Origin of the sequence: Pontiella agarivorans (genome assembly GCF_034531395.1) — a bacterium.
Lineage (GTDB): Bacteria > Verrucomicrobiota > Kiritimatiellia > Kiritimatiellales > Pontiellaceae > Pontiella > Pontiella agarivorans.
The window spans coordinates 1,063,242-1,077,933 of the sequence record NZ_JARVCO010000012.1; the positions used below are offsets into that span (position 1 = coordinate 1,063,242).

General features: G+C 53.3%; 10 protein-coding genes, 1 tRNA gene and 1 other RNA gene. 10 read left to right on the forward strand and 2 right to left on the reverse strand.

Annotation, left to right across the window (positions count from 1 at the left end; translation table 11 throughout):
- Positions 1-191 precede the first annotated feature (191 nt).
- From P9H32_RS17370 to P9H32_RS17415, 10 genes are all read left to right on the forward strand, one after another.
- A complete protein-coding gene (locus P9H32_RS17370) occupies positions 192-1,955 on the forward strand; it encodes an ABC transporter ATP-binding protein (protein ID WP_322610190.1) in 1,764 nt (587 codons plus the stop codon).
- Positions 1,956-1,960: 5 nt separating this feature from the next.
- Complete coding sequence (locus P9H32_RS17375; protein ID WP_322610191.1) at positions 1,961-3,088, forward strand: LptF/LptG family permease; 1,128 nt, start codon at positions 1,961-1,963, stop codon at positions 3,086-3,088.
- Positions 3,089-3,227: 139 nt separating this feature from the next.
- Positions 3,228-3,325: signal recognition particle sRNA small type (gene ffs / locus P9H32_RS17380), an RNA gene on the forward strand.
- A gap of 50 nt (positions 3,326-3,375) precedes the next feature.
- Positions 3,376-5,019, forward strand: coding sequence for a DNA polymerase III subunit gamma/tau (gene dnaX / locus P9H32_RS17385; protein ID WP_322610192.1), 1,644 nt, complete (start codon positions 3,376-3,378; stop codon positions 5,017-5,019).
- A gap of 81 nt (positions 5,020-5,100) precedes the next feature.
- A complete protein-coding gene (locus tag P9H32_RS17390; protein WP_322610193.1) occupies positions 5,101-5,412 on the forward strand; it encodes a YbaB/EbfC family nucleoid-associated protein in 312 nt (103 codons plus the stop codon).
- A gap of 102 nt (positions 5,413-5,514) precedes the next feature.
- Positions 5,515-6,120, forward strand: a complete 606-nt coding sequence (gene recR, locus P9H32_RS17395) for a recombination mediator RecR (protein ID WP_322610194.1) — start codon at positions 5,515-5,517, stop codon at positions 6,118-6,120.
- A 136-nt stretch (positions 6,121-6,256) separates the two neighbouring features.
- Positions 6,257-6,331 (forward strand) — tRNA-Asn (locus P9H32_RS17400).
- A gap of 576 nt (positions 6,332-6,907) precedes the next feature.
- A complete protein-coding gene (gene proS, locus P9H32_RS17405; protein WP_322610195.1) occupies positions 6,908-8,428 on the forward strand; it encodes a proline--tRNA ligase in 1,521 nt (506 codons plus the stop codon).
- 120 nt (positions 8,429-8,548) lie between these two features.
- Positions 8,549-9,685 (forward strand): outer membrane protein assembly factor BamD, encoded by a 1,137-nt coding sequence (gene bamD, locus P9H32_RS17410; protein ID WP_322610196.1) that lies wholly within the window; start codon positions 8,549-8,551, stop codon positions 9,683-9,685.
- A complete protein-coding gene (locus P9H32_RS17415; protein ID WP_322610197.1) occupies positions 9,672-11,729 on the forward strand; it encodes an LPS-assembly protein LptD in 2,058 nt (685 codons plus the stop codon). Before bamD ends, P9H32_RS17415 begins: the two co-directional genes overlap by 14 nt.
- Before the next feature lie 106 nt (positions 11,730-11,835).
- Here P9H32_RS17415 and P9H32_RS17420 read toward each other — a convergent pair whose 3' ends face one another.
- Complete coding sequence (locus P9H32_RS17420) at positions 11,836-13,353, reverse strand: sulfatase family protein (RefSeq protein WP_322610198.1); 1,518 nt, start codon at positions 13,351-13,353, stop codon at positions 11,836-11,838.
- Positions 13,350-14,690 (reverse strand): glycoside hydrolase family 28 protein, encoded by a 1,341-nt coding sequence (locus tag P9H32_RS17425; protein WP_322610199.1) that lies wholly within the window; start codon positions 14,688-14,690, stop codon positions 13,350-13,352. Before P9H32_RS17425 ends, P9H32_RS17420 begins: the two co-directional genes overlap by 4 nt.
- Positions 14,691-14,692 lie beyond the last annotated feature (2 nt).

Sequence of the window (14,692 nt, forward strand, 5' to 3'; positions counted from 1 at the left end):
CGGAGCGGGTGGCGGAGCAGGCTCCGGAGATTTAGGGTGGAGTCGTTGTTTTGGGAATGTTAGAACCTGCACCATGATTTTTCAGTACAGGGATCTGTCGCCGGAACGCCGGAGCGGGGTCGGACTGATTCATCAAACTCAGGCGGGCGGGGGATGACAGTTCAAACGCCGCGGCCGGAACATAGGTGTTTATGGAAACTACGGAACAAAGCAATAAGTCGGGCATAGAAAAATTCAGACCGTATTTCGGGCTGCTCAAACCGGTCAAAACCCAGTTTGCCGGGGGACTGTCCATGGGCATTCTCTATGGAGCGGCCAGCGGGTTCGGTCTGCCGTTTCTGCTTTATAAAATCATTCCGCTGGTGTCGGCCGATCCGCGGCCGGATATCTGGAAGATGGCAGCCTATATTGCGGTTTTTCCGGTGGCCATGCTGATCCGGTCGGCCAGCGGATTTATCAATACCTATCTGATTTCCTTCTGCGGGATGCGGGTGCTGATTCAGCTGCAGTCCCGGGTCCTCAGAAAACTGCAGGCGCTGCCGCTGGGGTTCTTTCATGAGAACACGGTGGGCGATCTTATGGCGCGCGTGACCGGCGATACGCTGGCGCTGCAGCAGGTGCTGACCAAGGTGGCCAACGATCTGGTCAAACAGCCGGTCACGATGATCGGCGCCGTTTCCGCTTTGATTTATCTGGCGGTGAAAGAGCAGGATGTCTGGTTTCTGATGCTGTTTCTGGCCACCATGCCGCTGATCATTCTGCCGCTGCGGGTTTTCGGAAAACGGATTCTGAAGCGGGCGAAGCAGGTGCAGGCGCAGAGCGGGGATATTTCAAAATATGTATCCGAAAACCTGAGTGCGGTGCGCGAGGTCCGGGCGTTCAACCTGCAGGAAAATGAGATCACCCGGTTTGATCAGGCGCTGGATAATTTCTGCCATCTATCGATGAAAGTGGTGAAATACAGCAATATTGTGCGTCCCACGGTTGAGGTAGTCGGGGTGTTTTGTGTTTCCGGGGCCGTGGTCTACATGCTGGAAAAAAACATCATTGCTGCTGCGGCTTCCATGCTGGCTGCGCTTTATATGGCCTATGATCCGGTCAAAAAGTTCGGCGAAATTCATGTGGCGATGAAAAAAGGCGAAGCGGCGTTGGAGCGTATTGAATATGTGCTGCATGCCGAAAACTATGTGCCGGAGCCGGGGCATCCGGTTCCGCTTGAAAACGTACGCGGACAGGTTGATTTTGAAAATGTCCATTTCCGCTATCTGGAAGAGTGGGTGCTCAAAGATGTGACGCTGAGTTTCAAGCCCGGATCGGTGGTGGCCCTGGTCGGACCGAGCGGTGCGGGTAAAACCACGATTGCCGACCTCATTCCCCGCTTTTACGATGTACAGCAGGGAGAGGTTAAAATCGACGGCATCGACGTGAAGAGCGTTTCCAAAGAGGCGTTGCGCAGCGTCATTTCGGTGGTGTCCCAGGACACCTTCCTGTTTAATGACACCATTCTTGAAAATATACGGATCGGGCGGCCGGAAGCCACGGATGAACAGATTTTCGAGGCCGCGCGCCACGCTTTTGCTCATGACTTTATTCTGGAGCTGGAGGAGGGCTATGCCACTGTGGTGGGCGAACGCGGCACCCGGCTTTCCGGCGGACAGAAACAACGCATCGCCATCGCGCGCGCCTTTCTGAAACAGGCCCCGATCCTGATTTTGGACGAGGCCACCTCAGCCCTCGACTCGGAGAGCGAGAAAAAGATTCAGGTCGCCCTCGAGCGACTCGTGTGCGAAAAAACAGTCTTCATGATTGCCCACCGTTTTGCCACCATCCGTATGGCGGATACGATCGTAGTGATGGAAGACGGTTACGTTCGCGGTGTCGGCAGTCATGACGAGCTCTACAATAGTGACGAGTTGTATACCAAACTCTATAACCGTCAGTTTTCAGGAGATTAGGCGGCGTGCGTAAACTGACCAAATATCTTTTATCTGATTTTTTGACCATTTTCGGGACGGCGCTGCTGCTGATCACGTTTGCATTCAGCATCGGGACCATGTACAAGCTGATCGATTATATGGCCAAAGGACTGCCGTTGAGTGTGATCGGGCAGTTTGCCGTGTACACCTTGCCGTATTCGCTTTCGTTCACCATTCCGATCAGTGCGCTGTTTTCAACGCTGCTGCTGTTCGGGCGGCTGTCTTCCGACAGTGAGCTGGCGGCGATGCGGGGCGGAGGGCTCAGTCTGTTTCAGATTTCGTCACCGATCATTCTGTTTTCCATGTTGCTCAGTATCATCTGTTTTTACAACAGTTTCACGATCTATCCGAAAACCACCTTCGCGGCGGAGCGTCTGAAAAAGAATGCACTGAGCATGGGGGTGGAGGATCCGATCAAGCTGCTGGAGGAAGGACGGTTTATTCGTGATTTTCCGGGCTACATGATTTATGTCGGCAAAAAATACCGCAATAAAGTGAGGGATCTCGTGGTGTATAAAACAGACCGGACCAGCGGTGAGATCACCGATACACTCCGGGCCGACAGCGGTATTCTGACCATTGATGAAGAAAAAATGGTCCTGAAAATCGATCTTTTTGATGTGCGGATGGAAATTGCCGATGCTGAAGAGCCGGGTAAAATTCACTACATGAGCGCCAGAAAACATCCGATTCGTGTGGATCTGAATGATCTGACGAAAAAGAGTTCGGTACGTAAAAAACGGAAATACCTGAACTTCAGAGAACTGGTGTATGTATTGCGAAATCCGGAAGCGGATATGGGCTGGATGCGGAAATATGATATGCAGGTGGAGCACGGACGCGACCTGATTGAATTTCATCAGCGCATTTGTCTCGCCATTGCGCCGCTGATGTTTGTGCTGGTGGCCATTCCGTTGGGCATCACCTCGCATCGCAAGGAATCCTCGATCGGGATGCTCATGAGTCTGGCGGTGATGTTTATCTACTATATCTTTATTATTCTTTCGGACACGTTTGATAAAAAGCCGCAGTATTATCCCTGGCTGTTACCTTGGATTCCGATTGTGCTGGGTCAGATCTATGGACTCTTTATGATCCGCCGGGCGGACTGATGCTTCCGTGCTTTGTAAAATTCCGGAGATTGGAGGTTTCCAGTCCTTGGAACTTGCCATGCCCGGAGGCCCTTAGTATCTTCCCCGTTCTTCCCTGAAAAAGGGAAGGGAACGAGACGGTTCCCGGCAGCGTGTTGAGCGCAGGCATCCGGATGACGAGATCGGGTTAACCCCGTCAGGGTCGGAAGGCAGCAGCGGTACACCATGTTTCTCGGGTGTCCGGACCCGCCGGCGGGAGCGCAGCCGGGAGCCCTTTCGTTCCCTTGCCTATGAGGAAATTTTGTATTATGGCCTATGAAGTTCTAGCACGAAAATGGCGCCCGCAGCAGTTCTCTGATGTTGTGGGGCAGGGGCATGTAACGCGTACGCTGACCAACGCGATTGAAACCGACCGTGTGGCGCATGCTTATATGTTTGTCGGCTCGCGCGGTACCGGGAAAACCACCTCGGCCCGAATTCTTGCCAAAGCCCTCAACTGCGAAAAAGGACCGACTCCATATCCGTGCGATGTCTGCGACTCCTGCAAAGAAGTCATGGCCGGCAACAGTCTGGATGTCATTGAAATCGACGGGGCTTCCAACAACGGGGTCGATCAGGTGCGTGATCTGCGGGACAATGCCCGCTATGCACCGGCGCGCGGACCCTACAAAATTTACATTATTGACGAAGTGCACATGCTCTCCACGCAGGCGTTCAACGCGCTGTTGAAAACGCTGGAAGAGCCGCCGGAGCATGTGAAGTTTATTTTTGCCACAACCGATGTGCACAAAGTGCTGCCCACCATTCTTTCCCGCTGTCAGCGGTTTGATCTCCGCCGGATCTCCGTGCAGGACATTGTTGATCGCCTGCGCAAAGGCTGTGAAGAAGAGGGGATTAATATTACAGAAGATGCTCTGCTGGCCATCGCGCGCGGGGCCGAGGGCGGGCTGCGCGATGCTGAATCGGCTCTCGATCAGATTATTTCATTTCGCGGTAAGGATATCGGTGAAGACGATGTGCTTGCCGTGTTCGGGCTGGTTTCCCGCCATGTACTCGAAAATCTGACTATGGCCATTCTGAAATCCGATGTGCCGCAGATTATCCATATCGTTGCCGAAATGGATCAAGCCGGCAAGGATCTGCAGCGGGTGGTGATGGAACTGCTGGAAAGCTTCCGTAATCTGCTGGTGGTCATCTATGCCGAAAGTGGTGCCGCTGCTCTGGAGCTCCCGGAGGCGCAGCTTGCATATTACAAAAATATTGCACCGGATTTTGAGGCCGGACGGATTCTCAAAATTATTGATTTGCTGGTGGAGGCCGACGGGCGGATGCGCTACGCGCTCTCTAAAAAAACACTGCTCGAGACGGGGCTCATCCGCTGTTCGCGGGCCGCCGAAACCGCAACGATCAATGAGCTGCTTAAACAGGTGGCCGACCTAAAAAAAAACTTTAAATCCGGCGGAGCAGTAGCCGGAAGTCCCTCCGCAACCACGGTTTCTTTCGGAACTTCCGGCCAAAAAAAAAAGATAGCCCCGGCGGGTGAAGTCGAAACGCTGCTTAAAACCTGGTACGAAATCATCGATCAGGTCGGCAAAGCCGACTTGCTGGCTAAAAGCAGCCTGCTGAATACCGCCCCGCTGAAAACTACCGAGACACAGCTGGTGGTAGGCTATGATCCCGAATTTACCAATGATCGGAGCCGGTTGGAGGATAACCGGGCAAAGCTGGCTCTCAGTCGCGCAGTTGAACGGTATCTGGGGCGTCAGCTTTCCGTAGTTTACGAGCCGCTCAAAGCGGACGATCCGCGCCCGTTGCCGGCAGATAAACCGATGAACAGCTCCGGCGCCGGCAAGACTCAGATGCTCACTAAAGAACAGCAGTGGTATGCAAATCCGGTTGTCAGGCTGGTCGTCGATGCATTCAATGGTGAAATTACCGATATCAGAGAGTAATGCGTGACGATGGGTGTGTGAAAATCAAAGCCCGCAATTTCGAACAAGGAACTAAGAACCAGGAACGAGGAACAAGATAGCATGAACATGATGAAAATGATGAAGCAGGCGCAGGATCTGCAGAAAAATATGAAGAAAAAGCAGGATGAACTGGCTAAAACCGAAGTCCAGTTTACCTCCGGCGGCGGCATGGTTACCGTCACGGCAACCTGCGATATGAAAGTCCGCTCCGTCAAAATCAATCCCGATGCTGTTGATCCGGACGATGTTGAAATGCTGGAGGATCTTGTGATGGCCGCTGTTGATGGATGCATGAGTGCTGCACAGGAAACCATGTCCAAAGAAATGAGCAAGCTCACCGGCGGTATGAACATTCCAGGCATGGGATTTTAAGGTCGTTTAAAAGTATAAAATCGGCATTCAAAATCAGGGGAAATGATTCCTTTAAAAAATGGGTTTTGGATATCCGAACTTCGGATTTAGGATGTACTGCGCATGCAGCATTTAGTTCCACTTGATAATCTCGTGGCAGCGCTCAGTCGGCTTCCGGGCATTGGAAGGCGTACGGCTGAGCGTATGGCGATGGCGTTGGTGCAGGACAGCAAAGGGTTGATGCGCATTCTGGCCAATGCGCTGCTGGAGGCTGACGACGAAATCGCCAGTTGCGAACGGTGTGGAAATGTAACGCTCTCGGCTGTTAATCCCTGCGAGCTCTGCACGCGGCACCGCAGGGATGCCCATATTCTCTGTGTGGTTGAATCGCCCGCCGACATCATGAAAATTGAAGAGTCCGGCGGATTTCAGGGGCGTTACCATGCCCTCATGGGGCGGCTTTCGCCCATGCACGGCACCGGCGCAGCCGACCTGCGGGTTGATCAGCTGCTTGCCCGTATTGCCGATGAAAAAATCACCGAAGTGCTGATTGCGCTCGGTACCGATGTGGAGAGCGATGCCACGGCCAGTTATCTCAAAGAAATTCTTTCGACCCGGGAAGTCCGTGTTTCGCGTATTGCCTTCGGTCTTCCATCTGGAAGTGCGATTGAATATTCCGACGCTGCAACGCTGGCGAAAGCTATTTCAGGGCGTCAGAAATTCGATTAATTTCATCTTTTTTTATGGAATAAACGATGCAAGTTATTGGTTTCCAAGGCCTGAAAAAAATCAGGATAAAAAAGTTAATTTCGGGGTGTTGACAAGACGGAAGATTCCTGTACCTTATGCGCCTCTTTACGAGAAATCCGGCGTAGCTCAATGGTAGAGTAGGTGACTGTTAATCACTTGGTTGCTGGTTCGAGCCCAGCCGCCGGAGCCATTTTAAAAGCCCCGTTATCAGCAATGATAACGGGGCTTTTTTTGTTTATATGCATATGTCGGTTTTGCTCCGGGGATCGGATGGCGGGCAGCAGAACGAGCAAGGGATTCCGGAAGATTTCAACATTTTACGCAGGATGCTCTTCCGTCGCACACAGTCGGTCCGTACGAGTGTGCAGCGAAAACGAAAGCGATCAATTTCTTTCTAAGGGTTCGGCTCGTTGAGCAGGCCCGGTTACGGAGATTATGAGTGCGAAATGTGTTCAGTGCCATAAACGTCGTCAGATGCCTTGGTCGGAATTTATGAGATGCAAGGTCTGGAGCAGGTGCGGGATTGGTTCCCGGGGGGATGCGGACGATGTTGCTGGAAAAGGGGCATTTTGTTTCCGGGGGGTGGAAATGTGCGGCGTTTGGCGTGGGGGCTTGAATTCCCGGTATCGGGAGGGTAGATTGCGCGCTTCATTTTTGCCGGGTGATGCCCGGCGGTTAATCGTTATGGGTGATTTGAGATCAGGCTGTTACCTGGAATATCCTGCGGACGATTAGCGAATAACAATTAACAGATAACTGGTTTATTATGGCTAAACAGAAGAGAACGGCGATTACCCCGACGCGGGGCGAGAATTATCCGGAGTGGTATCAGCAGGTGGTGCGTTCGGCGGAATTGGCGGAAAACAGCGACGTGCGCGGTTGTATGGTGATCCGTCCGTGGGGCTATGCGCTCTGGGAAAATATTCAGCGTTCGCTGGATAAAATGTTCAAGGATACGGGGCATGTGAATGCCTATTTCCCGATTTTTATTCCGAAGAGCTATCTGGAAAAAGAGGCTGAGCACGTTGACGGTTTTGCCAAGGAGTGCGCGGTGGTGACGCATCATCGTCTGGAAGAGGGCCCGGATGGCGGGCTGGTTCCGGCGGGCGAGCTGGAGGAGCCGCTGGTGGTGCGGCCGACGTCGGAGACGATTATCGGATCGACGTTTGCGAAATGGGTGGAGAGCTATCGCGATCTGCCGCTGCTGATTAATCAGTGGGCGAATGTGGTGCGCTGGGAAATGCGTACGCGCCTGTTTCTGCGTACGGCGGAATTTCTGTGGCAGGAAGGGCATACGGCCCATGAGACGGAAGCCGAAGCCTGGGAAGAAACCCGCAAAATGCTTGAGGTGTATAAAACCTTTGCCGAGGAGTATATGGCGATGCCGGTGCTGACGGGCGAAAAGACCGCCGGCGAGCGGTTCCCGGGGGCGGTGAGCACGTTGTGTATTGAGGCGATGATGCAGGACCGCAAGGCGCTGCAGGCGGGTACGAGCCATTTTCTGGGTCAGAATTTTGCGAAGGCGTCGAAGATTCAGTACAGCAGCCGCGAGGGCAATCTGGAATATGCGTGGACGACGTCGTGGGGCGTTTCGACGCGTTTGATCGGCGGCATGATTATGACGCATGGCGATGACGACGGCATGATTATGCCGCCGCGCCTGGCGCCGAGTCATGTGGTGCTGCTGCCGATTATCCGCAAAGAGGAGGACCGCGAAGCGATTCTGGCGTATTGCGAGGAGATTGCTTCCAACCTTCGGAAACAGCGTTTCCACGAACGCGATGTGGAGGTGGTGATTGATTCCCGCGATATCAATGCCGGCGAAAAGGGCTGGAGCTGGGTGAAGAAGGGGATTCCGATTAAAGCGGAGGTGGGCCCGCGCGATATGGCGAATAATTCGGTCTTCATGGCGCGCCGCGATACGATGCAGAAGCAGGGCGTTGATAAAGATGAATTTGTGGCGAACATTGTGGAAACGCTGGATGATATTCAGAACAGTCTGCTGCAGCGGGCGCTGGACCATCGGGCGGAACATACCCGGGAAATCGACGCTTATGATGAGTTTAAGGCGTTCTTTACGCCGGAGAATAAAAACCGCCCGGAAGCCCATGGCGGTTTTGCGTTGAGCCACTGGTGCGAAAGCGGTGAGTGCGAGGATAAAATCAACGATGAGCTGTCGGTGACGATTCGTTGTATTCCGTTCGATCGTGCTGAGAGCGGCGAAGGGGCCTGCATCTGCTGCGGCAAGCCGAGCCCCGGCCGCGTGGTTTTTGCAAAGAGTTATTAAATGTTGAACGTGATGCATGCGGTGTGATCATTTTTCCAGTAATTGGAAGATTCGCCGCTGAATCACTTGTCACGTATTTCCATTGCCCGAAATTCAACCCTGATTTACATTATCCGGATTATGCAATTTTCACGTACAACTCTACTGGCTTCGCTTTTGTTTCTGATGACCGGCCCGCCGGCGCTTCATGCGCAGTCGGAGGCCAAAAAAATCGAGGCGTCGGAGGTCGGCGCCGACACGAAGGTGTCGGTGGCGGACATGACGGAGCAGTCGAAAGACGAAACGGTTTACTGGGTTGAGGATAAGGGCCAGTTTACGTGGCGTTCGGCGTTCGATAAAAAAATGGACAATCCGACTGCTCAGTGGCAGCTGGCGCAGGAAACCCGTGAAAAGGGCCGGCTGAAAGCGGCTGAGCGCCGGATGATGTATTTGTACCGCCGGTGGCCAAACAGCAAAGAAGCGCCCTGGGCTGCACGGGCGCGGGCGGATATGCTTTTTGAGCGCAAGGAGTGGAAGGCTGCATTTACGGCGTATCAGTATCTGATCGATAATTATTCGGGGCAGATGGAGCATTATGACTCGGCGCTGGAGGCGCAGTATGAGATTGCGGTGAAAATTATGAACCACCGTCGTCTGCGCTGGGTTTTCGGAGGATATCGGGCTCCGGAATATGCAGTGGAGTATTTTGAAAAAGTGGTGCGTAACGGTCCGCAATGGAGCCGTGCGCCGGAAGCTCAGTTTATGGTGGGCCAATGCAATCAGGGCGCGAGTGAGTATGAATTGGCGATCAGTGCCTACGAAGTGCTGGGCTATCGCTATCCTGACAGTGCGTTTGCGGAGGAGGCGGCGTGGCAGCAGATTGAGTGCTATCGGAAGCTGCGCAAGGAATATCCCGCGGCTCCGGAGATTCTGGACCGTATGCTGACGGCATCCACCGTTTTTCTTTCAACGTATCCGAAATCGGAATACCGGACGGAAATCATCAGGCTGCGGAATTCGCTTTATGAAGTGAAGGCAAAGCAGGTTTTTGATGAGGGGGCGTTTTATGCCAAGGTGCCGAAAGAGCCGGAAGCCGCGATTATCTATTATGAAAAGATGATCGAGGAATATCCGAAGAGTAAGCTGGTGCCGAAAGCGTATGAGCGCATTGAAGAACTGAAAAAAATTCTGGCGATGCCGACCCAGGCTCGCACCCCCGATGCCCCGCGGTCGCGTCCGATTCCCTTTACGAAAGGCGGACAGGATGTCGAGGGCTAGACCGGCACTGCTTTTCTGTTGTTTCGGGATTGCCGCCGCTGCAGTGGCAGCCGATCTTGATCTGCCGAAAGAGATTCCGGATGAGCCGTTTGATTTGACGGCTGCCAGTCTTGAATTCACCAACGACACCCTCATTGCCAGCGGCGGAGTAACCGGTCGTTTTGAAAATGTGGTTGTTCGTGCGGACCGGGTTGAAGGCAATACCGCCAATGGCGATTTGAAAATGGAAGGCGGCATTTTTTTCAAACGCGGAAATATTGAATGGCGCGGTTCGGAGCTGGAATACAACTATATTACGCAAGTGGGGGATTTCGGTCCTTCGACTCTTAATTTTGATCCGGTGCTTATGAGTGTGGATCAGGTGGAGCGGGTTTCCACCAATGAATTCCGCCTGCAGGGAGCGGAGTTCACTACATGCCCCAAGGATCATCCTCACTTTCATGTGACGGCGAAAGAGGCTTACCTTGTTGATGATGAGTATCTGAAAGCAAAAGGGGTTACGGTGTATGTCGGAAAGGTGCCGGTATTTTATGTGCCGTACTGGCGGCAGAAGCTGAGCAAACCGATTTTTTCATTTCAGGGCGGGTTCGGTTCTGAATGGGGGCTGTTTCTGCTGACCAAAGCGACGATTCCTCTGACGGAGCATGTTGAATCGGAGACGGATCTGAATCTTTACACGGAACGCGGCGTCGGTCTGGGGCAGGGATTAAACTGGAATTATCCCAACGCCAAAGGCACCTTCCATGGGTTCTATCTGAAGGATCAGGATAAATATGCGCGGTATGATCCGGCCGACCCTGCACCGGACGGAGCCGTCGGCGATGAAATCAGCAATGACCGATACCGGCTGAAGCTGGAGCATCATCAGTATTTTGACGACACGTTTTATGCGAATACCAAGTGGAACTATCTCAGTGATCCGGCGGTGATCGAGGAGTTTTTTAAAGGGGAATACCGCTCGTATGCCCAGCCGGAAAACTATTTTTCGCTCGATTACGGCAATACTTATCTGGGCACCGAGGCCTTTGTGAATAAACGGCTGAACGATTTTTATAACAACACCGACCGGTATGAATATTCGCTGGATGCCTACCGCACCCGGATCCCGGGTACGCCGTTTTATTTTCAGAGTGAAAATGCGGTGGCTCAGCTCGACCGGGTTTCGGGGACGCTCGACCCGGTGGCGGAATATGATGCAACCCGGCTGGATTCGCTGAACTCGGTTTATCTGCCGCAGCGCTGGGGCGTGCTGAGCGTGGTTCCGCGCGCGACGTATCGGGGAACCTATTACAGCGATTCTGCGGCCGGCGGTGAAGAGATACGGCAGATTCCGGGAGCCGGAATGCAGGTTTCGTTCGAGGCGACGAAGGTGCTGTCGGAGCGCGAGCGCTGGTACGGCAAAGGGCTGCGCCATAAAATCCAGCCGTATGCGGATTATATTTATCAGGACAGCGACGTCGACAGCTCAGATCTTTATCAGTTCGATGATGTGGATATGCTGCAGGATGAAAATAAAGTGAAGGTCGGCCTTCGGAATATTCTGCAGACGAAGCGGGATAACCGGGTTTCGCGGTTTATTGATCTCGACCTGTATACGTACTACCTGATGGAGGATCATGGAAGCGGCAACGATTTTGATTCGCTCTTTATTGATGCACGGATGCCGCTGACAAAGCGTGCAATGGTGGATGTTGAAGGAGTGGTGGATTGGAATTCAGGAGAGGTTCCCTTTTTCAATACGCGCTATTCCTATGATTATGACGATCTGATTCTGAGTATTGAGCATCTCTACCGTGCGCAGCGTGAATCACTCTGGACGCCGCGGTTTGAACTGTTTCCAAAATCTGATCTTAGCTTCGAAGGTTATGCCCGCTACAACGATAAAGAGGACGAGTTGGAAGAGATTGCCGGCATGGTTTATGCCAACTGGTGCTGCATGCGTTACGGACTGGGCTATCATTTCTACGATGAGAATGAACACCAGATTATGTTCACCATCGGCCTTTCCGCTTTTCCGCAGGCGAGAATCGGAAGCGGCCTTTAATTGATCGGGGCGGTTTTGATGAAACCGCCCCCGGTTTCCCGGAATGATTCCGGGCGCATTTTCCGGCTCTCTTTCGTCTCGCCGTTTCAGCTTCCGGAACTTCCGATCATTGGAAATTATACGGGGCGGTGCGGACTCCGCTGGTGCGGATATCGAGATATTCCTGTTTCATCTTTTCGACCAGATCGTTGTATTCCGGATTTTTAATGAGATTCTTTTTGTGATTTTCGGTCGGATTTTCTTCCAGATTGTAAAGAGCTTTGGGTTTCCAGAAGGAGCAATGGTGGTCGGATTGGATAATGAGTTTCCAGGGATCTTTGCGATAGATCACTTCGTTATTTGCTCCGGCCTGCAGCACGATGAAATCGCGCTGGACAAATTGATCCATCCGGTGGGTCAGCAGGGGCAGCAGGTTATTGGAGTCCTGTGCTTCATTTTTAGGAACCGGTGTGCCGACGAGTGCGGCAAACGTGGCAAGCATATCGGTGTTGGAAATAAATTCGCTGGAAACGCCGGGCTGGATATGTCCCGGCCACAGCGCAAAGAAGGGGACGCGGTGACCGCCTTCAAGCGGTGAATTTTTGCAACCGGCCCAGCCGCCGTTCGAGCGGTGCCGGGTAGCCATGGTTTCCGGATCGACCTGGAGGCCGCCGTTGTCCGAGGTGAATACCAGCAGGGTGTTTTTATACACCCCGTTTGCTTTCAGGGCATCGACGATGCGTTTGACCTGCAGGTCGAGTTCAACGATCATATCCATGTGGCGCGAAGGCGTGGCTCCGTTGACTTTCACTCCGTCAAATTCGTCCGGCGGGCAGTGGGGGACATGGACCATGGGCGAGCAGTAATAGAGAAAAAACGGGGCGTCTTTTTTCGCCTTTTCATCGATGAAATCGACAGCTTTACGGGAGATGAGATCGCCGATGTTCCGTGTGTCCCAGTTTGAATCGCCGAAACCGAAGCCTTTGCTGGTCAGATCTTTGGGGTGAATCGCATTTTCGTTATTCATGAAAACGATTTCGGAGTCCTGTTTGATCGGATACCACTGTTCATTTTCGTAGGCGAGATAGATGGGGCCCTGAATCCCGCAGGGCAGCGTGAAGTCATAATCAAATCCGCAGAATTTCGGTCCATGGCCGACGAAACGGGAAAGGTCGACCTGCGACTCCGGGTTGTCGCGGTCGGCTCCGCGGTAAAGCTCCCCGGTTTTCCGGTCGAGAAAATCGCCGCCGAGATGCCACTTTCCGATAAACCCGGTTTGATAGCCGGCCGTTTTGACTACGGAGCCCAGGGTGACCTCGCCGTCGCGGAAGGCTGTTTCGCGGAAGGTGCCCCAGACGCCCCACGGGGCGTAGGAACGGTAATTATTGTTGCCGCTCATGACGCAGTATCGGGTCGGCGAGCAAAGTGCCGTGGCGGAATGGCCGTCGGTAAACCAGAGGCCCTGCTGTGCCAGCGCGTCGATGTTGGGAGTTTCAACCACCGGTGTTTTGTTCTGAAACGTGCGTACATGGTGGCTGATATCGCCGAGGCCGAGATCGTCGGCCATAATCAATACGATATTCGGTTTGGGTGCCGCGGATACCGCAGACGTGATGAGAAGGGCACTGCAGAGGAATTTTTTCATTGGATTTCATTTCTTAGGTTTTTGACATCAACAAACCGGGTCGCCGGACGTTGGTCCGGTTTGGCGGTTTTCATATTCACATTGCTGAGCACCAGACCGTCGACGTGGCGGGCATAGATTCCAAAGGCCGGAACGGTGGCGTCGAGGCGGCTGTATTCCGGCCACCAGCCGTCAAGTATGTCCGGGGTCAGTTCCTTCAGTTCATTGGCGGCATCTGCGGAAGTTCCGCCGCCGCCCGTGGTCATCTGGATATCGCTGAAAACCAGGTCTTTGATCGGATGTCCGGGCATGCCGGTGATGACGATGGCGGAATCTTTTCCGCAGGTGGAGGAATCGATCCGTATGCCGTCGAATACAAATCCTTTCATTTCTTTCATCGGCTGCAGTTCACCTTTCGGGGTGTCCACACAGCAGCGCTGCTGGCCGAACGTCATAAAAACAGGACGGGGCACGTTGCTCATTACCAGGTTGGAGAACGTCATGTTTTTCATCGTCCCGCCTTCGCACATCTGTATTTTCAGACCGGCATCCTCGATATCTCTGAAGATGCAGTTGTTCACCGTAACGTTTTCGAAATCGCCCAGGGAGAGCAGCCCGATGCGGATCCCCGCCCATTTGCTGACGAAGATACAATTGTTGATGACGATATCGCGACAGGCTTTGTCTTTGCGCGAAGCCTGAAGACAAATGGAATCGTCCGAAGTATCGAATGTACAGTTGCTGACGCGGACTTTTTCGCAGCCGTCAAAGTCGAGTCCGTCGCCGTTGTTGTTCACCCGGCTGCGAATGGTGATACCATCGACCACAATATCCTGACAGTACAGCCAGGCCGAGGTCCATGCGGCCGGATTTTTCAGGGTAAGGTCATGCATCCGGATGTTGGTGCAGTTCATCAGCCGGATCATCATGGGCCGTCCGGTTTCCTGATTGAAATTATTCCAGGAGCCGTTGCCGTCGATGGCTCCGCTTCCCTTGAATGCAATGTTGTGGACGCCGCGCGCAAAAATCAGGCAACGATCCATGTGCGGCTCGTTTTTGTACATGTTTTTATGCGTGTCAGCAGCAAAGTGCCGAATGTTCGGGCTGGCGATCAGCTTGGAGCCGCCGGTGATATGAAGGGTCACGTTGTCCTTCATATAGATGGTGCCGATCATATAGCTTCCGGCGGTCACCAGCACTTCGCCACCTCCGCTGGACGACGCTTTGTTGATGGCTTTCTGTACCGCGGCGGTACAGAGTGTTTTTCCATCACCGACCGCGCCATAGTCACGGATATCATGAACGTAGGCCGATGCGGTCACAGCGGTTCCCAGCAGAAGGGCGATCAGAAATTTCATGG

Coding starts and splice junctions, on each gene's coding strand:
- P9H32_RS17370 (WP_322610190.1), top strand. CDS start 192: ATGGAAACTACGGAACAAAGCAATAAGTCGGGCATAGAAAAATTCAGA.
- dnaX (WP_322610192.1), top strand. CDS start 3,376: ATGGCCTATGAAGTTCTAGCACGAAAATGGCGCCCGCAGCAGTTCTCT.
- P9H32_RS17390 (WP_322610193.1), top strand. CDS start 5,101: ATGAACATGATGAAAATGATGAAGCAGGCGCAGGATCTGCAGAAAAAT.
- recR (WP_322610194.1), top strand. CDS start 5,515: ATGCAGCATTTAGTTCCACTTGATAATCTCGTGGCAGCGCTCAGTCGG.
- proS (WP_322610195.1), top strand. CDS start 6,908: ATGGCTAAACAGAAGAGAACGGCGATTACCCCGACGCGGGGCGAGAAT.
- bamD (WP_322610196.1), top strand. CDS start 8,549: ATGCAATTTTCACGTACAACTCTACTGGCTTCGCTTTTGTTTCTGATG.
- P9H32_RS17415 (WP_322610197.1), top strand. CDS start 9,672: ATGTCGAGGGCTAGACCGGCACTGCTTTTCTGTTGTTTCGGGATTGCC.
- P9H32_RS17420 (WP_322610198.1), bottom strand. CDS start 13,353: ATGAAAAAATTCCTCTGCAGTGCCCTTCTCATCACGTCTGCGGTATCC.
- P9H32_RS17425 (WP_322610199.1), bottom strand. CDS start 14,690: ATGAAATTTCTGATCGCCCTTCTGCTGGGAACCGCTGTGACCGCATCG.